The 25757-nt window shown below is 41.6% G+C and carries 23 protein-coding genes and 2 tRNA genes; 13 read left to right on the top strand and 12 right to left on the bottom strand.

All coding sequences use genetic code 11. The annotated features are described in order from the left end of the window. Positions 1-137: 137 nt before the first annotated feature. The 10 genes from cysD (at position 138) to ihfB (ending at position 8671) form a co-directional block, all read left to right on the top strand. Complete coding sequence (cysD, locus tag LU351_RS12475) at positions 138-1049, top strand: sulfate adenylyltransferase subunit CysD (protein WP_232594410.1); 912 nt, start codon at positions 138-140, stop codon at positions 1047-1049. Beyond that, on the top strand, positions 1049-2476 hold the full coding sequence (cysN, locus tag LU351_RS12480) for a sulfate adenylyltransferase subunit CysN (RefSeq protein ID WP_232594411.1): 1428 nt from the start codon (positions 1049-1051) through the stop codon (positions 2474-2476). The genes cysD and cysN overlap by 1 nt, the downstream gene beginning before the upstream one ends. Before the next feature lie 262 nt (positions 2477-2738). Further along, the gene (locus LU351_RS12485) at positions 2739-3071 is read left to right on the top strand and encodes a ComEA family DNA-binding protein (protein ID WP_232594412.1); all 333 of its coding nucleotides are present in this window, start codon (positions 2739-2741) and stop codon (positions 3069-3071) included. Positions 3072-3153: 82 nt separating this feature from the next. Further along, positions 3154-3879 (top strand): orotidine-5'-phosphate decarboxylase, encoded by a 726-nt coding sequence (gene pyrF, locus LU351_RS12490; RefSeq protein ID WP_232594413.1) that lies wholly within the window; start codon positions 3154-3156, stop codon positions 3877-3879. Positions 3880-3957: 78 nt separating this feature from the next. Continuing rightward, complete coding sequence (cmk, locus tag LU351_RS12495; protein ID WP_232594414.1) at positions 3958-4701, top strand: (d)CMP kinase; 744 nt, start codon at positions 3958-3960, stop codon at positions 4699-4701. 27 nt (positions 4702-4728) lie between these two features. Further along, entirely contained in the window at positions 4729-5931 is a 1203-nt protein-coding gene (gene lapB / locus LU351_RS12500; protein ID WP_232594415.1) for a lipopolysaccharide assembly protein LapB, read from the top strand. 184 nt (positions 5932-6115) lie between these two features. Next, positions 6116-6190 (top strand) — tRNA-Asn (locus LU351_RS12505). A 29-nt stretch (positions 6191-6219) separates the two neighbouring features. Further along, a tRNA-Asn gene (locus LU351_RS12510) sits at positions 6220-6294 on the top strand. A gap of 262 nt (positions 6295-6556) precedes the next feature. Continuing rightward, positions 6557-8239: a 30S ribosomal protein S1 gene (rpsA, locus tag LU351_RS12515; protein ID WP_232594416.1), complete on the top strand. Its 1683-nt coding sequence runs from the start codon at positions 6557-6559 to the stop codon at positions 8237-8239. Between the two features lie 150 nt (positions 8240-8389). After that, on the top strand, positions 8390-8671 hold the full coding sequence (gene ihfB, locus LU351_RS12520) for an integration host factor subunit beta (RefSeq protein ID WP_232594417.1): 282 nt from the start codon (positions 8390-8392) through the stop codon (positions 8669-8671). On the opposite strand, the gene LU351_RS12525 is transcribed toward ihfB, so the two are convergent. After that, positions 8668-10713, bottom strand: a complete 2046-nt coding sequence (locus tag LU351_RS12525; RefSeq protein ID WP_232594418.1) for a polysaccharide biosynthesis protein — start codon at positions 10711-10713, stop codon at positions 8668-8670. The genes ihfB and LU351_RS12525 overlap by 4 nt on opposite strands. A gap of 159 nt (positions 10714-10872) precedes the next feature. Here LU351_RS12525 and rfbB point away from each other — a divergent pair, with 159 nt between their 5' ends. Together rfbB and rfbA are read left to right on the top strand one after the other, a co-directional pair. Next, positions 10873-11922, top strand: a complete 1050-nt coding sequence (rfbB, locus tag LU351_RS12530) for a dTDP-glucose 4,6-dehydratase (RefSeq protein WP_332840156.1) — start codon at positions 10873-10875, stop codon at positions 11920-11922. Between the two features lie 77 nt (positions 11923-11999). After that, positions 12000-12881 carry a glucose-1-phosphate thymidylyltransferase RfbA gene (gene rfbA, locus LU351_RS12535; protein WP_232594420.1) on the top strand — a complete coding sequence of 294 codons (882 nt, stop codon included), beginning with the start codon at positions 12000-12002 and terminating at the stop codon, positions 12879-12881. Between the two features lie 100 nt (positions 12882-12981). Here the strand turns inward: rfbA and LU351_RS12540 are convergent, their stop codons facing one another. Continuing rightward, entirely contained in the window at positions 12982-14097 is a 1116-nt protein-coding gene (locus LU351_RS12540; protein ID WP_232594421.1) for a glycosyltransferase family 4 protein, read from the bottom strand. 88 nt (positions 14098-14185) lie between these two features. On the opposite strand from LU351_RS12540, the gene LU351_RS12545 reads away from it, so the two are divergent. After that, positions 14186-15274, top strand: a complete 1089-nt coding sequence (locus LU351_RS12545) for a glycosyltransferase family 4 protein (RefSeq protein ID WP_232594422.1) — start codon at positions 14186-14188, stop codon at positions 15272-15274. Here the strand turns inward: LU351_RS12545 and LU351_RS12550 are convergent. The 10 genes from LU351_RS12550 to LU351_RS12595 all read right to left on the bottom strand — a co-directional run bounded on the left by LU351_RS12550 (position 15249) and on the right by LU351_RS12595 (position 25751). Beyond that, a complete protein-coding gene (locus LU351_RS12550) occupies positions 15249-16028 on the bottom strand; it encodes a glycosyltransferase family 2 protein (RefSeq protein WP_232594423.1) in 780 nt (259 codons plus the stop codon). The genes LU351_RS12545 and LU351_RS12550 overlap by 26 nt on opposite strands. Next, positions 16012-16794, bottom strand: a complete 783-nt coding sequence (locus LU351_RS12555; RefSeq protein WP_232594424.1) for a 6-hydroxymethylpterin diphosphokinase MptE-like protein — start codon at positions 16792-16794, stop codon at positions 16012-16014. The genes LU351_RS12550 and LU351_RS12555 overlap by 17 nt, the downstream gene beginning before the upstream one ends. After that, a complete protein-coding gene (locus LU351_RS12560; RefSeq protein WP_232594425.1) occupies positions 16791-17534 on the bottom strand; it encodes an SDR family oxidoreductase in 744 nt (247 codons plus the stop codon). Before LU351_RS12560 ends, LU351_RS12555 begins: the two co-directional genes overlap by 4 nt. Position 17535: 1 nt before the next feature. Further along, positions 17536-18471, bottom strand: a complete 936-nt coding sequence (locus tag LU351_RS12565) for a phosphoglycerate dehydrogenase (RefSeq protein ID WP_232594426.1) — start codon at positions 18469-18471, stop codon at positions 17536-17538. Between the two features lie 20 nt (positions 18472-18491). After that, positions 18492-19163 carry an acylneuraminate cytidylyltransferase family protein gene (locus tag LU351_RS12570; protein ID WP_232594427.1) on the bottom strand — a complete coding sequence of 224 codons (672 nt, stop codon included), beginning with the start codon at positions 19161-19163 and terminating at the stop codon, positions 18492-18494. Then, complete coding sequence (locus LU351_RS12575; RefSeq protein WP_232594428.1) at positions 19123-20076, bottom strand: glycosyltransferase family 2 protein; 954 nt, start codon at positions 20074-20076, stop codon at positions 19123-19125. The genes LU351_RS12570 and LU351_RS12575 overlap by 41 nt, the downstream gene beginning before the upstream one ends. Next, a complete protein-coding gene (locus LU351_RS12580) occupies positions 20066-20839 on the bottom strand; it encodes an MBL fold metallo-hydrolase (protein ID WP_232594429.1) in 774 nt (257 codons plus the stop codon). The genes LU351_RS12575 and LU351_RS12580 overlap by 11 nt, the downstream gene beginning before the upstream one ends. A gap of 44 nt (positions 20840-20883) precedes the next feature. Continuing rightward, positions 20884-23532, bottom strand: a complete 2649-nt coding sequence (locus LU351_RS12585; RefSeq protein ID WP_232594430.1) for a glycosyltransferase family protein — start codon at positions 23530-23532, stop codon at positions 20884-20886. A 177-nt stretch (positions 23533-23709) separates the two neighbouring features. Then, positions 23710-25002 carry an ABC transporter ATP-binding protein gene (locus LU351_RS12590; RefSeq protein WP_232594432.1) on the bottom strand — a complete coding sequence of 431 codons (1293 nt, stop codon included), beginning with the start codon at positions 25000-25002 and terminating at the stop codon, positions 23710-23712. Further along, entirely contained in the window at positions 24999-25751 is a 753-nt protein-coding gene (locus LU351_RS12595; RefSeq protein ID WP_232594434.1) for a hypothetical protein, read from the bottom strand. The genes LU351_RS12590 and LU351_RS12595 overlap by 4 nt, the downstream gene beginning before the upstream one ends. Positions 25752-25757: the final 6 nt, after the last annotated feature.

Consider the following 25757-nt stretch of genomic DNA (forward strand, 5'->3'; position numbering starts at 1 on the left):
TACTGAGCCAGATTTTTGTTTTTGATGATGAAAATCAGAAACTCAAAGGCTCGGTTTGAAACTTCGAATGTTGCGTTCAGAGCATTCCTTAACCGTTCATCAAAACTTCACACGCAAGATTACTGGCAGTGGTGACTATGACAACCGACTATAAACTCACTCATTTAAAGGAACTTGAGGCCGAGAGTATTCACATTATTCGTGAGGTCGCGGCCGAATTTGATAACCCTGTGATGCTTTACTCCATCGGGAAAGACTCGGCAGTCATGCTGCATCTTGCGATGAAAGCGTTTTACCCTGGAAAGCCACCGTTTCCATTGTTGCATGTCGATACAACATGGAAATTTAAGGAGATGATTAAATTTCGTGATGAGCTGGCTAAAAACTTAGGATTAGAGCTCATTGTTCACACCAATCAAGAAGGTGTGGAAATGGGAGTGGGTCCGTTTACTCATGGCAGCGCGAAGCACACCGATATTATGAAAACCCAAGCTCTTAAGCAGGCGTTAAATAAATATGGTTTTGACGCTGCTTTTGGTGGTGCCCGTCGTGATGAAGAAAAATCACGGGCGAAAGAGCGTGTTTATTCCTTCCGTGATAAAAACCACCGTTGGGATCCGAAAAATCAACGCCCTGAACTTTGGAATATCTATAACAGTCGTGTTGAGAAGGGTGAAAGCATTCGTGTTTTCCCGCTTTCGAATTGGACTGAGCTGGATATTTGGCAATATATCCACCTAGAAAGTATACCCATCGTGCCCCTTTACTTTGCCGCTAAACGTCCTGTGGTTGAGAAAGACGGCGTGCTGATTATGGTGGACGATGAGCGTATGCCGCTGGAAGAGGGTGAGGAAATTCAAGAAAAGATGGTGCGATTCCGAACTCTTGGGTGTTATCCGCTAACGGGTGCGGTGGAGTCTGAAGCGGCTACTTTGCCGGATATTATTCAAGAAATGCTGTTAACCACTACATCAGAGCGTCAAGGTCGAGTAATTGATCATGACAGCTCAGGGTCAATGGAGAAGAAAAAACAAGAGGGCTATTTCTAATGTCTCATCAATCGGATCTTATTGCTGAAGATATCCATGCTTACTTAGCGCAGCATGAAAAGAAAGAGCTTCTTCGTTTTCTTACTTGTGGCAGCGTTGATGACGGTAAGAGCACATTAATTGGTCGTTTGCTGCACGACTCAAAAATGATTTATGAAGATCAATTGGCGGCAGTGGCTTCAGATACCCAAAAGCATGGTACAACAGGTGAGAAACTGGATTTGGCATTGTTGGTGGATGGCCTGGCCGCAGAACGTGAGCAGGGTATTACCATTGATGTGGCTTATCGTTATTTCTCTACCGAGAAGCGAAAGTTCATCATTGCTGATACACCAGGGCATGAGCAATACACACGAAATATGGCAACCGGTGCTTCTACGTGTGACTTGGCCATTATCCTTATCGATGCTCGCCACGGTGTGATGACACAAACGCGTCGTCATAGCTATATTGCGTCTTTACTGGGAATTCGTCATATCGTCGTGGCGATTAATAAAATGGACCTTGTTGAGTTTAACGAATCAAGGTTTGAAGAAATTAAAGCCGAGTACGAACCTTTTGCGGACAGTTTAGGCCTAAAAGACGTGCGATATGTACCTATCTCAGCATTGGATGGAGATAATGTTGTTAACCCCAGTGAGAGAGCGGCGTGGTACAAAGGTCAAACATTGATGCAGATATTGGAAACAGTGGAGATTGCCCAAGATCGCAACTTCGCTGATTTCCGGTTCCCGGTGCAGTACGTTAATCGACCGAACTTAGACTTTAGAGGGTTTTGCGGGACGGTTGCTTCGGGCACGATTGATGTCGGTGAAGAGGTGAAATCCTTACCGTCCGGTAAAGTCAGTCGAGTCAAGAGCATTGTGACTTACGATGGTGAGCTAAACAGTGCATTTGCCGGACAGGCCGTCACAATTACGCTGGAAGATGAGATCGATACCAGTCGTGGTGATACGCTCGTGAAAAGCGGTGAATCGGTATCAATGACCAACCATGTGGAAGCTCATGTGGTATGGATGTCCGAAAAGCACTTATCGACGGAGCGACAGTACGACTTCAAATTCGCCAGCCATTCCGTAACCGGCTCAGTGACTGATATCAAACATCTTATTGATGTGAATACTCAGGAACAGAGTGCGGCAGATAATTTGGCTCTGAACGATATTGCTTTGGTAGAGGTAACATTGAGCGGTGATGTCGTTGTTGATCCCTATCGCGTAAACCGTGCAACTGGCGCATTTATTGTCATTGATCGGCTCAGCAACATCACTGTCGGTGCTGGTATGGTGATGCAAGCATTGGATGAGGCGCAATGGGTAGATGGTTCAGGAGCCCAGCATTCTGCTTTTGAAGTAGAGTTAAATGCATTAATTCGCAAGCATTTTCCTCATTGGGGAGCGGCGGATATCTCTAAAATATTGAAATAATTAATTAGCTTCTTGGATTTTGTCCCAAGGCTATTTAATGTTGATTTATAAACCTCGTAGGTTAGCTGCCCTACGAGGTTTTTTCTTATTTGATATATTAGATGTTTTTGATAATGTGAGATATTTCTGCGGCGCTTGAGTCTTTTTCTTAAACAAAGTGTGGAGAATGTCGCCTGTTTAATTATTTCATTTGAGAATAATATGTTTTGGTCGTTGTGACAAACACTACTAAATACTGATTCTTTCATGGAAGGAGATAGCTATGGCTTCATTTCAACATCTAAAATCCACATTGACCACTGCCTTTTTTGTGCTGCTTATGTTTGCTTCGGGCACTGTTTTGGCGCAGGCTGAGACGTCACAATCAGCGGCTTCTGTCATATCTGAAAGTGTGTCTGATATCGTCAACATTAATACCGCTCCGGCTGAGCGCTTGGCGAAGGTGCTGCATGGTGTTGGCCCTAAGAAAGCGGAAGCTATTGTTGTGTGGCGTGAAGAGAATGGTGGATTCCAGCATGTGGAAGAGCTAATGGAAGTGAAAGGCATTGGTGAAAAACTCATGGATAAAAATCGAGATCGGATTGTCATTCAGTAATAAAAGCTGGTTTAATAGAAAAAAGCCCGAGTTTTTACTCGGGCTTTTTTCTATGTAATGCTGAAATGAGTAGAGTGTAATAATGACAAAGCAAGTGACGACAACTGCTGTAGACTTGGGGCCAAAACTGATTGTGGCATTGGATTACCCTGATGCTAATAGCGCCCTTACTATGGCTAAGCAGCTTTCACCGGAGTTTTGCCGCGTGAAGGTCGGTAAGGAGTTGTTTACTGCATCAGGTCCGCATATTGTTGAGCAGCTGCAAATACTTGGTTTCGATGTTTTTTTAGATCTTAAATACCATGACATACCCAATACGTGTGCTGGGGCGGTAAGAGCCGCTGCAAACTTGGGTGTATGGATGGTCAACGTCCATGCTCAGGGAGGGCGGCGTATGATGGAAGCGGCAAAAAACGCGATTGTATCGTCAAATACAAATACCTTATTGATAGCAGTGACTGTGTTAACCAGTATGCAACAAGAAGATCTTTCTGGACTAGGAATTGCCATTAACTTGGATCAATACGTGGCGACATTAGCTCAGTTAGCTAATGAGTGCGGGTTGGATGGTGTTGTGTGTTCAGCATTTGAAGCCTCGTCAATGGTAAACCGCTTTGGGTCCAATTTTTTACGAGTTACCCCAGGGGTACGTCCGTCCAATAGTGTAAAGGGAGATCAGCGCCGGGTAATGACACCTGCTGAGGCAGTGAATGCTGGCAGTAGTCATATTGTTGTGGGCCGTCCGATTACACAAGCTGATGATCCTGGAGAAGCTTCTGCAGCGGTTGTGGCTGAGTTATCCTGTTAGATTTGGCTTTTTTATTTCTGTGGGCGTATTTCAAGATACGTTGCGATTAAAATAAATGTGTTGTGAGGAAGGTTAGGGTTGAGTAGAGAAATACCCATTATCACTGTAGATGGTCCAAGTGGGGCAGGAAAGGGAACGTTATGCCAAAAACTGGCCCAGTACTACGGCTTTCACTTATTAGATAGTGGTGCGATCTATAGAATCGCAGCACTTGCTGTTTGTAATTTGCAGGTTTCAATAGAAGATGAATCCGCTGTCCTTAGGGTAATTGAAACCCTTGATATTCAATTTAAGACGGTTGACCAAAAAATTGCTGTTTTTTTAGATGGCAAAGAGGTTTCGAGCCAAATTCGAACAGAAAGAGTGGGGATGGCCGCCTCGAAAATTGCCGCGCTTGGGAATGTCCGAGCGGCATTGCTGGAGCGTCAGCGGCATTTTGCTCAATCCCCGGGTCTTATCGCTGATGGGCGGGATATGGGGACAACTGTCTTCCCTAATGCAGATGTTAAAGTTTTTTTAACGGCTACTGCTGAAGAGCGTGCTAGGCGACGTTACCAGCAATTACTGTCCTCTGGTGTCGATGCAGATTTCGAAGCAATTTTATCTGATATTCAATTAAGGGATGAACAAGACTCAAAACGTGCGGTTTCGCCTTTGAAGGCATGCACTAGTGCGGTCAGTATCGACAGTAGCGAAATGACGATTGATGCCGTTTTTGAAAAGATTGTCGAATATGCAGACTCTATTCTTGTTGTTGATGGAAAACGTTTTGTTCCTTCCGGTGCCAGTTCTTCCATTGGGGAAAAAAATAGCGCTTTGTAGATTAAGTGTTGTTGGGGTCAAAACTCAATGAATGATACGGCCATTTTCTTTCTCATATTCCTTTCACTTGCTATTGGTTATTTGCTTGGTCGGCTGTCTTCGTTTTCATGGACAGAGAAGCTTTGGCCTCGTGAGAAGGCTAAGTTTGATCAGGCTGAGTACATTCGAGGCTTGAATCATCTTCTGAACGAAAATGCTGATGCAGCCGCAGATATATTGGTCTCTGCTCTTGAGGTATCCAGCGAAACATTGCATACCCACATGGCTCTCGGGGCTTTGCTAAGGAAGCAAGGGGATATTGGCCGTGCAATCAGTATCCACCAAAATTTACTCTCCCGCCCTTCGTTGTCTTTGACTCAGCAGCAATATGCCCAATTAGAATTGGGTTTAGATTATATGAAGGCTGGGGTATTGGATCGTGCTGAAAATGTTTTCCTAGAGCTTAAAAGCTCCCAAGATTTGACTTTGCAAAGACGAGCCTTGGAGTACTTATGTGATATCTATCGGGATGAAAAGGAGTGGCTGAGTGCCATAGAGGCTGTTGATCATTTGTTGGACAAAAAAATCGTCGAAGATATCACCCTTTGGCGAAAGGTACAGGCTCATCATTATTGTGAATTAGGTGGTGTTATGTTGATGCAGAATGATTTCATTTCTGCTCAAAAAGCATTTTCAGAGGCGCTTAATTATAATAAAAACTGTGCCAGAGCCTCCCTTGAATTGTCTGGGGTATATGTTATGGAAGGTAGCTACAAGGAATCTATTCGTCACCTCAAAAAAGTTCCAGATCAAGATGCTGATTATATCCCAGAAGTGTTGCCTCGATTGGTTGAGTGTTACGCCAAACATGGATCTGTGAGAGAGCTTATTCGATATTTAATCGCTCTTCATGATCGCTATCCTAGTAGCTCTGTATTGCTTTCAGTGGTTGAGCTTGTCAAAAGCATGGATGGTAGTGCTGCTGCCAGTAATTTTTTAGCTGAAAAGTTACAATCAAGGCCTTCCCTTCGTGTTGTGGGAAAGTTTTTAACGTTTCAGAAGGACAATTCACAGGAAGAAAAGAATCGCCCAGAGAAGGTGACAGAATTATTGTTAAGGCACTTGGTTGAATTAAAACCTTACTATCGCTGTAATTCCTGTGGATTTGCAGGAAATCAACTCTATTGGCTTTGCCCTAGCTGTAAATCTTGGGAAAGTATTCGTGCGGTTAGGGGTATTGATGGGGAATAAGCGTTTCGGGAGAGGGCTTTACTGGTAGGGGCTTGGCAATTCACTATTTTATCAAAATATAAAAAGTAAATTTTCCCCGAAGGAAAGAACTCTACAAAAAACAGATACTTAATGTCTTCATGTTGTTGACAGTAAAAAATGCTCTCTATAAGATACGCGCCATTCCTCGACGGGTATAGATGATTCCGGCATAGCTCAGCGGTAGAGCAGTAGACTGTTAATCTATTGGTCCCTGGTTCGATCCCAGGTGCCGGAGCCAATATATCTTAAGAGAACCTTTCTTGTGAATCCGGCATAGCTCAGCGGTAGAGCAGTAGACTGTTAATCTATTGGTCCCTGGTTCGATCCCAGGTGCCGGAGCCATCAATATTTCATTTCTTCCAAAATATCTTTTTATTTAACATTTATAATCAGTTCTCATTGAGCCTTGCGCTGGCTTCTGGTAAGCTCGCAGCCCCCGGCGCATCTGCGCTTTGTGGCAAAATAAAAGCGAACTTTAGAAGTGGCCAGATTATTACTTCCTTATGTTTGCTGTTTGTTATAACTTACCCGTGAAACTGGCTTTACGGTGGATAAAGTATCATGACGAAAGTGGTGATGCTGTTACTCTATTAAAGGTAAAACAATGAGCGAAAGCTTTGCAGAACTGTTTGAAGAGAGCTTAAAAAGCGTTGATATGGTTCCAGGATCAATCGTAACCGGTGTGGTTATCGATGTGGATAAAGACTGGGTTACTGTACACGCAGGTTTGAAGTCTGAAGGTGTAATTCCAGCTTCTCAATTTCTGGATGAAAATGGTGAGTTGACGCTTGCTATTGGCGATGAGGTTCAAGTTGCACTAGAAACCGTAGAAGATGGTTTTGGTGAAACTCGCTTGTCTCGTGAGAAAGCGAAGCGCGCTGAATCCTGGAAAGTTCTGGAAGCTGCTCATGCTGCAGAAGAAGTTGTTAAAGGTGTGATTAACGGAAAAGTCAAAGGTGGCTTTACCGTTGATGTCTCTGGTATTCGTGCATTCTTGCCTGGTTCTCTTGTAGATGTTCGCCCTGTTCGTGAAACCGCGCATCTTGAAGGTAAGGATTTAGAATTTAAAGTTATTAAGCTAGATCAAAAGCGTAATAACGTAGTTGTATCGCGTCGTGCTGTATTGGAGCAAGCAAACTCTGCAGAGCGCGAAGAGTTGTTGGCAAACCTTCAAGAGGGTATGGCGGTTAAAGGTATTGTGAAAAACCTTACCGACTATGGTGCGTTTGTTGACTTGGGCGGTGTTGATGGTCTTCTGCATATCACTGATATGGCTTGGAAGCGTATCAAGCATCCAGGTGAAATCGTTAATGTTGGCGATGAGATCGACGTTAAAGTATTGAAGTTTGATCGTGAGCGTAACCGCGTTTCTCTTGGCTTGAAGCAGTTGGGTGAAGATCCTTGGGTGTCTATTACCCAACGTTATCCAGAAGGTGCCAAAGTTAAGGCTACTGTGACTAACTTGACCGACTACGGTTGTTTCGCTGAGTTGGAAGAGGGTGTTGAAGGTCTTGTCCACGTTTCTGAAATGGATTGGACCAACAAGAATATCCACCCAAGTAAAGTTGTACAGTTGGGTGATGAAGTTGAGGTAATGGTTCTTGATATCGATGAAGAGCGTCGTCGTATTTCTCTCGGTATTAAACAGTGTCAAGAGAACCCGTGGGATGCCTTCGGTCGTCAATATGCTAAAGGCGATAAAATCTCTGGTAAGATCAAATCGATCACTGATTTCGGTATCTTCATTGGATTGGATGGCGGTATTGATGGGTTGGTTCACTTGTCTGATATTTCTTGGAATGAAGCCGGTGAAGAAGCCGTTCGTGCATACAAGAAAGGTGATGAGCTTGAAACCGTTATCCTTGCTATCGACCCAGAGCGTGAACGTATTTCTTTAGGTATTAAGCAGCTAGAGACGGATCCGTTTTCAGGCTTCATTGCTGAAAACGATAAGGGTTCTATTGTCAAGGGTTCTGTAAAAGAAGTGGATGCAAAAGCTGCTGTTATTGTATTGGCAGAGGATGTTGAAGGTACGTTGAAAGCTTCTGAAATCAGCCGTGAGAAGATTGAAGATGCTCGTAATGCCCTAAAAGAAGGTGATGAAGTTGAGGCTAAAATCATCAATGTTGATCGTAAGAATCGAGTCATTAACCTTTCAGTTAAGGCGAAAGATCAAGATGAAGAGAAGGCTGCCATTAAAGAGCATTCTTCCAAATCAACAGAGTCTGCAGCACCTGCAACACTTGGCGATTTGATCAAAGCGCAAATGGAAAGTAAGGAAAAGTAATTAGCTCTTCCTTTGTTCCATAAAATGAAAACCCCAACCTTAAAGTTGGGGTTTTTTTTCGCCTGTGAAAAGCTAATATTGAAGAAAGTCTCTTATTGGTATATAAATCAAACACTTATAAAGTTGGCAACAGAAGGGGTGAGGTGTTGAATGACAAAATCAGAACTAATTGAAAGAATTGCTGACCGTCAGGAACAACTTTCTTATAAAGATGTAGAGTTGTCAGTAAAGTTGATTCTAGAGCATATGTCTAAAATGTTGGCTTCTGGAGAGCGAATAGAGGTTCGTGGTTTTGGGAGTTTCTCTTTACATTACAGGGCCCCTCGTGTTGGAAGAAACCCCAAAACAGGAGAAGCGGTAAGTTTGGAGGGTAAGTTTGTTCCGCATTTCAAGCCAGGAAAGGAAATGCGGGAGAGAGTGAATGATTTTTAGTGGGTCTTGTTTCTGGAATTAGTGGCGCCTAAAGTCAATACATTTGTATTGGAAGTTCGTAAGAGGTCATGTGACCCTCTTTCAGGGGTGTAGTCTGTAGGGGCTGATGACATGATTGATTTTATTGCCACCGCATCGTAACGTGAGCATGCATCTGAAATATTTTGAATCAGTTGTTTTGTTTCTATCCAGCCCAGTGACTTTTCATTGGCCCTCATGATTAATGGGTGATCTGTGCCTCGAACCTCATCCCCAATCAGAAGTTCCTCATATAATTTTTCTCCAGGGCGTAGGCCGGTTTGATGGATCTCTATGTCCCCATCTGGATTTGAGTCATCTTTGATGGTTAGCCCAGAGAGTTTCACCATTCGTTCGGCAAGCTCCCAGATGCTTACGGGTTCACCCATGTCTAATACAAATACGTCTCCACCTTGAGACATGGCGCTCGCTTGGATTACCAGTTGGGCGGCTTCGGGTATTGTCATAAAAAAGCGAGTTATTTTCTTATGAGTAACGGTGATGGGACCGCTGTCTTGAATTTGTTTCTTAAATAAAGGTACGACTGAACCAGATGAACCCAGCACATTTCCAAAGCGAACCATAGACAGTAAGGTGGTATCCTGATTTTGTGATAGGCCTTGAAGGATTAGCTCAGCGATGCGTTTTGATGCCCCCATTGCATTAGTTGGCCTCACGGCTTTATCGGTAGAAACGAGAACAAAATGTTTTACCTTATTTTCGATGGCGGCATTAGCGCACTCCCAGGTGCCTAACACGTTATTACGCACACCTTCGATTATATTTTGTTCAACAATGGGTACATGCTTGTAAGCTGCTGCATGATAGATGGTGTTTACCTTAAAGGTTCGTATGGTTTCGTTAATCTGGTGTCTGTTTAAGGTTGATCCCAGAATAGGAACTATACGAGTGCTGTTGAATTGCTGAGATAATTGCCTTTCTAAGTCGTACAGAGAGAATTCGTTTTGCTCAAAAAGAACTAATGTATGTGGTTTTTCTGGTAATATTTGCCTACAAAGCTCAGAGCCAATAGAGCCACCGGCGCCGGTCACCATTACCGCTTTGTTTAGGACGCATTTGTCCAGTAGGTCTTTTCTAGGGGGGACGGGATCCCTGCCTAATAAGTCTTCAATTTCGACATCTCTGATGTCACTAATTTGAGTACTCCCAAAAATGACATCTTCCAAGGTTGGCACCGTTTGTATTTTCACTTTTAGATTTCCAACCTTTTCAACCACTCTTGCTCTTTGGGATTTGTTTGTTTGGCCTAAGGCCAGTAGCACAGTATCAACGGAGTATAACTCTACAAGTTGAGGAAGTTCTGACGGGGGTGAGACGCTTATACCTCTCACGGTTGTGTTAGATAGTTTGGCATCGTCATCAATATAGGCGACCACCTGATACATGCCACTTTGTATAAGGCTGCCTCCTACCTGATATCCAGTGTGTCCTGCCCCGTAGATAATCACAGAGTTTTTGGTATGATTGGTTCGCCTTGGATAGTTGTCCGATAAAATTATGTGTACCATGCTTCGCACTAAAAGTCTTGGGCTGCCTAATATGACTAAGACAAGGAAGTAGTAGATGAAAGGTGTTGATCTAGGTAGAGATATGCTTGATCCACTAGGTAGTTGTATAGAAAGTTGTATAAAATACGAGCATGCCACAAGAGTTGTAGCAGATATTAGAGCACATACAACCACGGTGATAACAGCTTGGTGAGCCATGAACCTGAGAATGGCGCGATAGAGGCCCATGCGTACAAAGGCATAAATAGTTGTCACCGTAGTTACCGTAGTAACAGCAATGAGCTCAGACTGGAGAGGATTAACAAGCTCTCCAATTCTTAAAAAAATTGCGACATATAGTGAAAAAGGAATAGCAAGTAAATCATAAAGCAACGAAAAAGAGCGTTTTATATGCCTTGGTGCTTCAGTTAGAGTTTTTAAAACGGCATACATCGTTGATCCTTTAGTTGCGTTACGGACTTTATGGGTTGTGGTTAATGATTTTGGCTTAATCATTACTGTAGATTTAAACCTGTCCGATTGCTAATTATGAAGGTTTACCAATATTCCACAGGCCGTTATTAGAAACCTGTTAAATGTAAACTGGACAGATAAAAAAATAAACATCCTAGAAGAATATGTTTTAAATATTTCTGGTGAAGTTAGGGGGTTATGATGAAAATTTTAGTTACGGGGGGGGCTGGTTTCATTGGTTCCGCAGTTGTCCGTGAAATAATCAATAATACAGATCATTGTGTGATCAATGTTGATAAGTTGACTTATGCTGGCAATTTAGAGTCATTGCTATCAATAGAGAATTCAAGCAATTATTCTTTTATCAGAGCCGATATTGCAGATCAGGATGCTATGACTCGAGTATTTAGTGACTACGAGCCTGATATTGTTATGAATCTTGCGGCTGAGTCCCATGTTGATAGATCAATCGATGGGCCTGCGGATTTCATGCAAACAAATATTATAGGGACGTTCATTCTACTTGAGGTTGCTCGTAAATATTATATTTCATTGCCTAAGGAAAAAAAGGATGGATTCAGATTTCATCACATTTCGACAGATGAAGTATACGGTACTTTGGGCAATGATGGGCTATTTGAAGAAACCACCCCCTATGCGCCTAACTCGCCTTATAGTGCTTCAAAGGCATCATCAGATCACCTTGTTAGAGCTTGGTACGAAACATATGGTTTGCCTACGGTTCAAACTAACTGTTCCAATAATTATGGTCCCTATCACTTTCCTGAAAAATTAATCCCCTTAGTAATCTTAAATGCTTTAGAAGGTAAATCTCTACCAATATATGGCGATGGGAAACAGATCCGTGACTGGCTTTACGTTGAAGATCATGCTCGGGCTCTTCTGAAAGTGGTTTTTGAAGGGAAGCTGGGGAATGTATATAACGTTGGTGGACACAACGAAAAAACAAATTTGGAAGTGGTTGAGACGATTTGTAAGATATTGGACGAGCTTCGCCCAAAAACTGCCTCTTACAGAGATCAGATTACCTACGTGGCGGATCGCCCAGGGCATGATAGAAGATATGCAATTGATGCGTCTAAAATAAAAAATGAGTTGGGCTGGACTCCAAAAGAAACATTTGAGTCTGGAATTCGAAAGACAGTTGAATGGTACCTAGATAATAACGATTGGTGCGAAGCTGTTACTCAAAATAAATACAATCGTGATCGCATAGGGTTGAAGGTATAACCGAATAAAAATTTCTGACCTTTAAAGGGCTGACTTATGAAAGTCAATTTTTTTGATTTTGCAGGGTGGAGGAAATAATGAAATTAAATCGTAAGGGAATTGTGTTGGCGGGTGGCTCGGGCACCAGGTTGTATCCATTGACGCTTGGTGTGAGCAAGCAATTGATGCCAGTTTATGATAAGCCGATGATTTATTACCCGATATCTACGTTGATGATGGCTGGTATACAAGACATCTTAATTATTTCTACACCTGAAGATCAGCAACAATTTAAGAGATTACTGGGTGATGGCAGTCAATGGGGGATATCCTTAAGTTATGTTGTTCAGCCGAGTCCGGATGGATTGGCACAGGCCTTTATTCTAGCTGAAGATTTTTTGTCGGGCTCACCTGCGTGCTTGATTTTAGGTGATAATATTTTTCACAGTTATGGGTTGACGGAAAAACTTAAACGATCTGCTGAAAAAGAGTGTGGAGCAACTGTTTTTGGATATTGGGTAAATGATCCTGAAAGATATGGTGTTGCTGAATTTGATGAAAATGGAATCGTAGTATCAATACAGGAAAAACCAGATACACCTAAGTCTAATTACGCAGTTACGGGCTTATATTTTTACGATGAAAATGTGGTTGAATTGGCGAAGTCTTTGCGCCCATCTGCTCGAGGTGAGTTAGAGATTACAGATTTAAATAACATTTATCTTCGGCAGGGTTTACTGACCTTAGAGGATTTAGGGCGTGGAAGCGCATGGCTTGACACTGGAACTCATGATTCACTATTGGAGGCCGCTAATTATGTTGCGACTCTTGAAAAGAGGCAAGGTCTACGCATTTGTTGCCCAGAAGAGATAGCATGGAGGAATGGTTGGATTAATCGTGAGGATTTAATTGCTTTGTCGGAATTGTATAAGAAAACTGGATATGGTCGTTATTTGCACGAATTGACAAGCTTTTTTTAAGCCTTATTTTGAAAAGTTGGAGATGTTGAGTGTGTATAAACGCCGCTTTAACAGGTTGTGGAAAATCCCCACCGAATACATTGGAGGTTGTTTACGCGATTTATTCACACCTCAACTTTTTATAGAGTTGGGCATAGCACTTACCCATCAAACGGCCTGTAAAAAGCCTCTCATAACGAGCTCGTGCGGCTTTTCCCAGTCTATCGGCCAACACCTCATCTTCGTCCAGCTGCAACATTGCCTCTCGTAGGGCTTTTGCATTAGCGGGTGGAACGACAATCCCGGTCTCGCCATCAGCATTGACATACGTAGTTCCCGTGCCAATTTCACAGGAAATCAAGGGTTTACCAAACATTGCCCCCTCAATAAGAGTCACACCAAAAGCCTCAGAGCGAAGGTGAGATGGAAATACTACTGCCCGACAAAGGTGATACAGCGCCACCTTTTCGTTATCACTGACGTAGCCAAGAAACTGAACATTGTTGAGCCCCAATCTAACGGCCTGCTCTTTTAACTTCATTTCAATTGGGCCCGCTCCAGTAATAACACACTGTACGGACGTATTTTGAAGCGCATCCAAAAGGATATGCAGCCCTTTGTAATAACGTAGAACACCCACAAAAAGAAAAAAGCCCTCACCAACCCGCTCACGGACTACCTGCTGTTCTTCCTTCGATACTTCAGGGTAAATATCTTCATCCAAGCCGATAGGGATGACATCAATCTTTTCCGAATAGCGGCCCAATTCACGGCTACTAGAAAAATAGTTCTCTGAAGTGGGGACAATAACATCGACTTTGTTCAGAAATGCCCTCATAAATGGGCGATAAAACCAAAGCAATGTTTTTTGACGAACGACATCTGAATGGTATGTAACAACCGATGGCTTTGAAGCTCGACTGAATAGATGAAGCAGATCCGCAAAAGGCCAAGGAAAGTGGTAATGAACCACATCAGCCCACTCCACCAGCTGCTTAAAGCCACTCAGCGCCCCGACTGATACCCCGCAAGAAGCCACCTCAAAGGTACGGTGAAAACGATGCACCTGCGCCTCTTCCCGGCCTATCACCTTAGGTACAGGATTTTCGCTAAGTATAAACACACGGTTTTCAACACCTTCCTCACGCGTATTACGGCAAATCTGACGAATAACCTCTTCTAATCCACCTTGAGTATCAGGGAAATAAGTGCGGTATACTTGGAGTACTTTAATCATTAGTTAATTCGATATTTAAAATTCTAGCATAACAACAAAATGCCTCAATGCGATAGCCTATCAATTATTACACTTCCCATCTGGAATTATGAAAATAGCTATAGATGCCCGACCACTTAGTCGAGAACACAAAGACGGTATAGGCCGATATACCGAAAATGCTCTAAACCACATGGTTGAGCTTGCCCCTGAACATACTTGGTATCTCTACTCCACTCGTCCTATATCCACGGTTCTTGCGAATAAAGAAAACGTCTACATTAGGCAAGGCAATGTACGAAGCCAGCTTGCCGATCTACTTTGGTCACAATTCGCTTTTTCTAATTGGGCAAGCAAAGACCAGATCGACACATTTTGGTCACCTCGGCACCACCTTCCGTCAATGCTCCCAAATAAGGTGCGAAAACTGGTCACGATTCATGACATCACCTGGTATCGTTACCCGAACACCATGCCCATTGCCAGAAAGTGGATTGAGAAAACTTTAATGCCTCGATCAATAAAACAGTCTAATCAGATTATTGCTGTATCTGAATTTACTAAAGCTGAACTAATGTCCGAGTTAGGTATAGATCCCCAAAAAATCTCTGTCACACTTCTAGCGCCAAGCCCTATTGAGCGGTCAGCCCCATCCAAACCCAAATCGCTGGAAAACCAGCCATTTTTCTTATTTGTAGGGACGCTAGAACCGAGAAAGAATCTAAAGAACCTATTACTAGCTTTTTCAAACTATCTGGAGACTGACAAAAGCAAACAGATTGTCATTGCCGGCAAGGACGGCTGGGGCAATATATCTATTAGCCAAATAGCTAAAAAACTTAACATCGAAGAGAACGTAAAAATATTAGGGTATGTGACTGAAGAAGAACTTCATTATCTTTACCAAAATTGCGAAGCTCTATTAATGCCTTCACTCTACGAAGGCTTTGGGCTACCGGCTATCGAAGCCTTACATTATTCAAAACCAGTTATAGCAACTCAAAACAGTGCAATAACACAAGTGCTTTCACCATTAGTGATTAATACAGAAAATGAATCGCCAGAAGCAATTCACTTCGCCCTAAAAAAACTTAAAAACCTTGAGATCAAAGAGGGTGAAGCTATAACTCTACAGACTTGGCAGAACTGTGCCAAGCAAACACTGGATGTGATCAACCGGATATCAATCGATCTCTAACTCGCTTTATTGGGTGCATAAACGGCATTCGCATTAAACCCTTAATTAGGCGATAAAATTGAAAATAACCATGAGCCGCAAACGGGGTAGCTAAGCCATGCTTTATAACCGAGTCACGGTATTGGCTTAAACTGATTGTATATTCCACATCGCTCACACCGCCAAGTGACATCGTTGTCATGACTTCCGGGATTTCAAAAAACTCGGCACCCTGAGCCAAAGCCCTATGGCACCACTCAGAATCCATCGCATGAGTATAGGATTCATCATAGAGACCTATACGGTCATAACAAGAACGACGGACAAACATAGAAGGATGAAATACTGACATGCGCCATTTCATACGACTTATATTTGGCTTACGAATGTAGGAGGTGTTCCTTACAGGATCAAAATATCTAGTTGCACCGCAATAAATTTCGGCTTGTGAATTGGTATTTATTGCCTGACTTAGCTTGTTGAGCGCATCAGTCTCCAGAATATCGTCACTGTTTAAAATTCCTATCACGTCACCGCTAGCTTTTTTTATACCGCGATTAAAGGCATCAGCAATACCTGAATCTTTACCACTTTCCCGGTACTTGATGTTTTCTTTGAATGATTGTATTGCCTCGAGAGTACCGTCTTCTGACCCACCATCAATGACAATTATTTCCAGCAACTCGTCACTTTGAGCCAGAATGCTTTGTATTGCCTGAGTAAAACCATCGCAATTATTAAGCACCGGCAAAATAAAGCTATACGCTGGCTTCATGCTGCACAAACTCATCAAGTGTTACCCTAGGTAGAACTTCCAGTTTCCCACCTTCAGTCGCATTAACCAGGCGCCGTCCAGCCTTAAGAAAGTGATTCTCGGCCAACTCATAAAATGCCTCGCTTTGCCTTAAATCAGGTAATTGCCATTGCTGGCCATCGGTAAAGTAGTCTTTGTGGAAGTGCGACTTATCCTCACCTTCAGCTGTACGTAACTCATTGGCAGGGCCAGTAGTTGCAAAATTATGATCACAGCCAATCAATGCAACTTCCTGGAAGCCCATATGATAAGCGAGCTGCATGGCTACATAAGTAACGGTGTAACCTTGATAAAGACTCATGGAGCAGTCCTCAGAAAAAAATGGGAAGTCTGAGGTGTGTATAAAACTGGAGTTTCTAATACCTAATAAAGCCTCTTTACGTGAAGCTTTTGCATCCAAAAACAATGGAATATTTGTTTCTTTGTAGAAAGCTTTATTTTGCTTAATTACATAAGGATTAACAGCAACAATGGTATTAGGCCTAAAATCCACATCTTGAAATAATAAATTTATTTTATTTAGGCCAAATGTATAGACATTTTCCAGCAATGAAAAGTCTGTCTTAAGCAGGCTTGGCCCATTACAAAGTATAACCGCCCGCTGATCCTTCTTCTTGTCTTTTAAAGATTTTAAATTGCGTCGAGACAGCCACGATATTGGGTGGAGGTCCCACGTTAAACGATCTAAAGCAATTGAAGCTGCAACACGGTATGGATTTAACTTCATACAGGATCGTGTAAGCGTGAGGAAATTGCACCATTTATACCTATGCAACTTCCATTAATAAAGCGAATCGAGCTATCAACCAGAAAGAAGCTTAATTCAGCTATCTCAGATGGTTCAGCAATCATTTGTGAGGGATGACAGGCTTTTAGCTCTGCTAATTTATCACCCTTGCCTTTGAAACCCTCCACAAGCATTTCTGTGCCTACTGCCGCAGGTTCAATGCAATTAACCCTGATTTCACCCTGCAGGTCCACAGCTAAAGCTTGCGTTAAGCCACGTAATCCGGATTTGCTGGCAGCATAGCTGATAAATTCTGGTTTGGTTAGAGCAGCATGAATACTGCCAACATTCAAAACTATGCCATTATTATCTTTCAGCTCCTCAGATAACAGTTTGATTAGCAACAATGGCGCTGCTACATTGACCTTCTGGGTAAGCATAAAATCATCAATATTTAATGATTCTAGGGAACCCAATATCTGTACAGCAGCATTATTAATGAGTGCGCTTAGAACCAAACCCTTCTTTTTTATTAACTCTTTAAGCTCGGAAGAGAAATTCTCTGCCTGTGACTCGTCATCTACAAGCTGTGCCAAATCGACCTGCAGGTAGCTGCCAAGCTCATACTTGGCGGCCCCCTGGATATCAACGCCAATTACATAATAACCATTTCCAGTGAAATGACTGGCGATACATGATCCAATACCACCATTGCAGCCTGTAATCAGTACCGTTTTCAAATTACTGAACCCCTAAAAAGCCAAGCAACTCATCGATTGCTTTAATGTTTGTTGCATGAACAGCATCGATAGTGTTTGAGGAATTATGAGAGCCAAAGATGCAGTGCTCCATCTTGGCCAGCTTTGAATTAATATCCAATGGCTCATTTTCGAAGACATCAAGGGCTGCAGATTTTATCTTCCTAGCGACTAGTGCCTCCACCAAATCTGCTTCATTGATTAAAGGCCCGCGAGCGACATTGACCACTCTTACCCCCGTTTTGCACTTATCAATCTGAGCCTTAGAGAACATATGATAATTGCTTTCAGTTAGTGCACAGGTAAATACAATAAAATCCAAATCACTTAAGGCATTTGGCCATTCTTGAAACACCACTTCAGGAAAGGGGTTTTGGGACTGATCAAAAAATGGGTCATAGGCTGTCACGTGCATATCAGCCGCCAATAATCGTTTGGCCGTATTTCTGCCAATATCACCATATCCTATCAAGCCAACCTTTTTACCGGCCAGGGACATACCGCTTACTTTTAACCAGTTCCCTGATCTTACAGATCGGTCTATCGCAAAAGTCTCCCTAGCCAACCCAATAACATAGCCCAGCGCAATATCCGCAACCTCTCGACCAAACATATTGGGAGTATTGGTAATCGGAATCCCCAGACGTTTACAGGCATCAAAATCAACATTGTCGACACCGATTCCCCATTTAACCGCTGCTTTCAATTGTCCCGCAGCACCTGCTTCCAGCACCTGTGCTGTGGCAGGGTCGTCACCAATTATCCACCCATCATACTCGGGCAATATTTCAATCAACTCTTGCTCAGATAATGTTTGCACAAAATCAGGCATGCCAACTTCAATACCATGTTGTTCAAAAATCGGTAAAAATTGTTCTCTAAGGCCCAGCATTGGTGGGCATGTAACCAAAACTTTCATTAAATTTACCTACTTTTTTATTATTCTGCAGAAAACACCGGAGCCAGTGCCTCGGCCAGCTGCCAGTCCTGGGGTTCATCAATATCGACAGATTCAAGTTTATTGGTTTCATACATTAATGGCGCTGATCCGATACGGGCATTGGTAGAATTAAAAGAATCCCTGGAAAAGATATACATGCAGGAATTCTCTTCAAGCCACGGCTCCAACTCCTGAGTGGGAATCAGGTTATCTGGGTCATGGTTTATTGCCCCACAATCTTTATCATAAAAGCGAGTTTGGTGGCGATTTACCGTAAACAGTGAGTCTGCATTATCAGAACTACGAAATGTGGAAATTGCATCTTGCAGGGTTTTCAAACTGATAAACGGGTTAGTAGTATGAGTCATTAGGTAAATATCAGCATCAGAATTATTAACATCATCCTGGATCACAAGATTCATGCTGACCTCATCTCCACAGAGCTCTTGCTTACGATCTCGTATCAGTAATTTAGAGGAATCCGGCAAGCCAGCTTCTTCTAGTTCCTTTTGAGCATCGGTATTAATAATTACCTGTGCAATTTCTTCACAGATCAGTAACTTGTCAAGCATCCATCTGAACAATGGTTTTCCATGTAAAGATTTAAAGTTTTTACCTGGAACCCGTGAACTATTCGCTTTTAGGGGCATTAAGGCTATGATTTTGCTCATTATTATCTACTTTTAACTCTCTTGTTACGCGTTCTTTGGGGTAAAAGTATTTACGCTTTGCTTCTTTTGATAATTTACGGTGGATATGATTACCCTTGTATCCACCCCAATATTGCAAAAAGCGAAATATCACAATACTCCGAAATTCACGGAAAAAAACTTTTTGCTTTACAGCATCACCAAAGTCAGACAGCATACTTGACATATAACATCTGAGGAAATCACCCAAAGTCATATGAATTTCGGGTTTGATGTTGCGCAAAGCAATCGCCTCCCTTTCGTATCGTCGCTCTACTTGTGCCCAGCTTTCATCATGAATATGGTAAACAGGCGCCTTGCTGACATAGCCCACTAAGCCACCTGATTCAACCAACTTTCGCGCCAATTGCATATCTTCAAGGCCAGTCAAATCCTCATCAAAAGAGTGCTTTTCCCAACTTTTCCTTAACAGTGCTGAGTTAGCGTTGTTACAGAAAAAGCCTTCCTGTGGCAGCATACAGTGATCAGGAAAATATTTTTCAAAAACCCGTTGCTCGCTGTATTTAGTTGTATCTCGACCAATTTGACGGCCATAAGTATATTGGACTTTGTTTTCGTAGATAGGAAAACAAAGTTCATGTAGCCAATGTTTAGAAGCTGGCACACAGTGGCCACTGACAAAAACTAAAATATTACCTCCAGCAAAATTACAGCCAACATTAAGCGAGCGTCCGAAAGAGAATTCTTCTTTTTTAATATGAGTAACACGAGCCCCATGAGCATTAGCAATCTCAAGTGTCCTATCCGTAGAGCCGGAGTCTACAATTACGGACTCTACAGAGAAAATATCACTGACCTGTGCGTTGATCGCAAAAAGCAACTCATCGAGGTGCTTTTCTTCATTGAGAGTCCTAATGACTATACTAACTAACAATGCTACTTCCTGCTTCCATAATCTTTAATTCAAATGAGGGGGTGATTTTAGTATAAAGTAGTTCGATTTCTTCCCTGTAAACCTGGTTTTTGGCAAACATATCCCAGTGAGTGGGTATAAAAGTCGTCACGCCAATATCTTCGGCAAATTGGAAGGCCTCGCGTAACGACATATTACCAATGATGTTTTCGCGGTTACGGTAATAGTTTATCTCATTAACAGGGATCATGCCTACGTCGATCGGCCCCGTAGCTTTAACCGCCTCAATCACCTCGGGTGCTACGGCCGTATCACCGGGATGGTAATAACGCCCCCCCCCAACCTCAAAAACATAACCTGTTGCGCACCAACCTCCGTGCTCATCAGGATTTACTAATGGATGAGCTGAGGGTACGGGGTGTATATTTACACCTTTAATACAAATTGAATCTGAGCCTACGATATGAAGTCGCTCACTATCTATTCCAGCGTTTTTAAGAGTCTTAAACACGGGCGCTGGACCATAGAAGTGGCATTGCGGCGAGGACTTGGCAAGGGGTAGCAACGTATCTGGATCACAGTGGTCACGATGTGCATGGGTAATAAGTACAAAATCGATATCAGTCAAACTTTCCGGTTTGATGAAAACTGGCAGCAAACGCTTTATACTTCGATCCTCTTTTTCTTCGACTGAGTGTGAAAAATAGGGATCAATAAGGAAATTCGCACCTCGGCTTTTAAAAAAAAAGCCAACTTGACCATAAAATAATATTTCTAAATTCAATCTGAATCACCATGTCACGCTAATTGGACCACGTAAGAAACCAGTTATCGAAATCTTTTCATGAGTTGCCATGCATGCCTTGAGCACTTATAGATAAAAGGGTATGCCTCAAGCCGATACGCTATACGCTCAATTCGACCATAATTTCTAGCTATCGAACCGACATTCCTATTTTCACTTAACACAGAATTCTCATGTTCACTTTTAATGCTTAAGGAACCAGTTAATGGCTTATCCAAATTAAAAAGACTCTGAAACTGATTAAACAACCGTCTTAAACTAGCTGACATAATCGAGTGTGTATAATTGATGTCATTGCTTATATCGGATCTAAGCAGATCAGTTAAATTCTGTGCGCCAAACTTTTTTTGTAAATCGAGAGGGTAAGTGAAAGCATCTGACAAAGATTCTATTAACGCCTTTTTGAGCTCAACTATATCTCCCTCATCAACTGTCTTTCCAACTTGTAAGCGCTGAACCCAATCGCCCAGCCATGTATTGTTGAAGGACAAAATAGGCTTCTCGAAGTTCAATGCATCAATTAGGCAGCCTGACGTCCGAGAATAAAAAGCACTCTGCCTGTAAGGCAAAATAACAATATCTGCTCTTTTATATAAAGCAAGATATTCCTCCTCTGTTAAGTGACCGCCAATAACATCCACCCAAGAAAAATCGCGTATAGATTTTAGCTTCTTCTCAAGTAAATTATTACTTATTTCAGTGTCCCTCAACTGGTCACGAATAAGAAACCGTATCTGTTTACCCTTGTAAACTGGTCGAGACTCGTAAGACCTAATAAAATCACAGGCAAAATCAAACCCTTTGGCAATCTGACCATTCCCGGGAAAAAGAACTACAATCTCTTCAGAACCAAGCTCATCCTCAGACATCTGATTTTTAAAGGACTCAATCAAATCCGGGCTAGTAACGCCAATCATTGGCCATAAATCAAGATCGCAGCCAAAATTATCTACAATATTTCTCTTTAATCTTTCTGAATCTGAATATAGTTTTACTGGGAATAAATTTGAGTGTGAATAGTACTCAAGCATTCTCTTACTTTCTTCGAATTTATTTGAAGCCAAAAAGCCATCAGACGCAAAATCCATATGAGAATAAAATAGGTTGATTTTAAAATCAATATCCTTAGCAGCCTTATGGCGCGTCAAAAGGGCAAGAACACCCTCATAAAATCGAATTGCGCCCATATACATATATACATGTTTAGTTCTCTTTAACACAAACAGGCCATCTAAAGCAGTAGCCAGCTCTTTACACCATTCATGAATCAGCTCAGGGTTTTGATTCCATCTTAAAACCCATGTATTTCTACTAAAGAGAGGCTCAACACGACATATCTCATCTGCCACTTCAGAATTTTTATTCGCAAGAATGAGCAGGTCTTCATCATCATGTAGTGTCTCAGCGACCCTTTCATCATAGTGATAGTAATGTCCAAACTTGTCTTTTAAGTCAGGGTTAATACTTACAAACAATGCACCTGCTGTATTAGTGGCAAGAGATCGATATTTAAATTCTCGAGATTTAAGTGCTAGAATATGAGTAAAGCCTAACGAAACAAACTTCTTGCCAACTTTTTCACCCTGCTGAAAAAATCTCTCGACATTATCACAATGCCTTAAATAATACTCATTATATTCCAATTTAAAAAATGACGGATGCGCCTTTTGAATACTTTTCATCTCACCTGTAAACTGAGCCTTTTTATTATGAGACCAAAAGTAATCATCTTCATCTAACGGCCTTCCGTCACAACCCATAACATATACTGTATCTGCCAAAGTGGTTCCAAGCGGCAACATCAAAAATGTCAATATGTTATCGGTCGTTTTCAATGAAAACTCTTTTCCAAGATCAAGATTAAATTCATCACTTTCTGCATATGGCAAACCAACAACCCGATCAGCCAAATCAGGCATTGCATAACAAAACAAGGGATAATATTTAATAGGAATTGCAATATCAAAATTGTATCTAGCAGCGGAATCTCTTAACTTCTCACGAAACACATGAGTATAGCTTGAGCAACCAAAATGGAATATTGGATCAGCAAAGACCAAGATATCAGGCCTTACTGTAGCCATAAACTCTTCGTCATTAATAACACTATTGCAGACTATTTTTAGGCCTGAATCATAGCAGTAGTTAGTATACTCACTTATAGAAGGACCAGTACAGAATAGGAATGCGCTATTTTTATCGCTATATTTGGATAGCAACCTATCAAATTTAAGCTGATTTTCTGGAAGAAATTCAATATCGGCATTAAAGTAATTTCGGCTTACTTCAATATATATTGACCCTTCCATTCTACGGCTTTTATTAACATCATAGAGCCTTGCACCACTTTTTTTACATTTTGCAAGCCATGCAAGCTCCGACTCATCAAGCTTTTCTTCAGCTTTCCACAATATTACGTAATCATCTGCCCCTAAAAGAATTGAATTTAACTTATCAGCTTGTTTTACTTTCAGCTGACCACTACCATACATACAATCAAACAAAGCTTGAATATCTGGCGAAAAATGAGGCTTAACCTCATATCGAACATCAATATCGCTGTAAAAATTTATTGCTTCTCCACTAAGGGAACCAAAGTACCAAACTGCACGGCTGGCCTGATCATTAAAATCAGAAGCACTATTAAAATGAGGAAAATAGTAAATTGCCATTAAAAACCTTATACGCCTCCACATATAAATTCAAATCTATTGTAGAAACAGTCACGCGTAAAAACCACGAATCTAAAATCATTCTAGCTTTTTATTTTTACCAACACCTCGCAACCACTCTAAATAGTAAAACCAAAAAGCTATCATTTTCAAAAGATGCTTATAAACTTTTCACACTCAATTCAAGATCCATTTTGAATCGACATTATACAAACCAAACTTTGGCACTCCATCTGAACCCACTTTAAATTCGCAAATCAATTGCCTTAATATTGGCTCAATACCATCATACAGGGCAACCACACAATAATAATTCCCAGGGTGCAATCCATGGCTAGGTATTATTAACTTACCTGAAAAATCACTGCCCAATACTTCTTGTGGCTTAAACCTCTCTTTTGTACAACTAAACATCATCTGTCCATCATCAGAAAATATAGGAAATCCCATTCTTAACTGACTATGATCATAAAAAGCATCTGCAAAGACTATATCCCAGTCAAAAACCAATCCACCACCGCTTTTTTTTAAGCCAACATCCCAATTTACAACTTTTTCATTGTTTACTATTAAGGGATCCAAAAAAGATTTTACAACTTTATCGTCTCCCTTATGCCGCACTGAGCTAGAGCTTTTTTCTTTGCTCCGCACTAAACTGGGGTTTCCTTCCTTATCTTGCTCTGAACTAGAGCCCTTTTTCTCTTCACTATGCACACTATTCTTTAAATAAAGAATGTTATTCTCATAGTAGGCGACAGCATCCCTTGCCACACCCATAAAAGCTACATGGCCTTTATCCAAAACGATGCCCTTTTCACAAAAACGCTGCACCATAGTCATTGAATGAGATACAAATAAAAAAATCCTCTCTTTCTTTAGCTCACTCACCTTAGCAAGGCACTTGGCAGAAAATTTTGCATCACCAACGCTCAATGCCTCATCGCAAATCATAATATCGAATGGTAACGTCACTGATATTGCAAAGCCCAATCGGGCCTTCATTCCACTTGAATAGGTTGAAACCGGCTCATCAAACTGCTCACCCAATTCTGAAAATTGTTCTATTTCTTCTTGAAACAATACTACTTTCTCATTAGGAATACCTAATACCGCAGCACGTTCAACTACATTGGCGCGCCCAGTTTTCGTTTTATCCAATCCCGCACCAAGCTCAATCAAACCGCCAACGCGACCTACGACATCAACCTTGCCTTCATCTTGAGAAAGAGTACCCGAGATAACTTTTAACAAAGTTGACTTACCTGCTCCATTCCTTCCTATAAGCGCAAGTGACTCTCCTTTTGACAAGCTAAATGTAACTCCAGCAATTGCCTCACGACTTTTTACATTTTGTTCTTTTCGCTTAATGCCAAACCACTCGTTTAGCACAGCCTTTTTTAACTTTGCTCTTTTAGAAACAGTATTAACCGGATACCGTTTTGTAACGCCTTTGAGTGCAACCCTTGTCATTGTAAAAACTCTCTTACACTTGACTCTATTTTAGGTAAACGGAGATATAGAAACATCATAAAAAAAAGTGCCAGACCAAACCAGGCAGCCACATGCAACATGTTTACATCAAAGCCAAACAAGGCTGACCTGCCATTATCAAGAAATACATAATAAGGGTTAATAATTTTTAAAAGCTCTACTTCCTCAGCATCTGGCAAAGGGAAGATTGCTGCGCTCATAAAAATCATAAATCGATTCAGTGTTTCAATTAATTTTGACAAGCTTGGAAACAATAAGCCAAACACTGCCAACAGCGAGCCAACTGCATTAAAAAACAGGAAGCCTGCTATTGTGATAAGTGAAAAAATCAGCAAGGAGTAAAGTTCTATAGGCCAAGCCCCAAGGACAATAAAAAGACAAAATAACAACTGTATACCTAGCGTTATAAGCCTTTCAGGGATCCATGCTGTCAGCAAACCACCTAGCGGTATCTCCCTCCTTGTAAAATAACTTTTATACTGATTGATACTTTTATATGGCATCAACACTGAGTCCGAGAATAACAACCACAACGTTACGCCGGTAATAATATACAGATGTCTTGGTATGCCCTCCTGCTCTGGTAGGATTTTTAAATACCCTAAAAGCATATAGGCAAGTAGCGAAGATATTGGGATTACAAAAAACCAAAACCACCATATGCCGCCTTGCTCTTTTTGCTTATGACAGTAGTTCAGTGCCTGCTGTTTATAGAACGCCAATCTCATAATTAG

Origin of the sequence: Marinibactrum halimedae, from assembly GCF_021234875.1 — a bacterium.
Classification (GTDB): domain Bacteria; phylum Pseudomonadota; class Gammaproteobacteria; order Pseudomonadales; family Cellvibrionaceae; genus Marinibactrum; species Marinibactrum halimedae.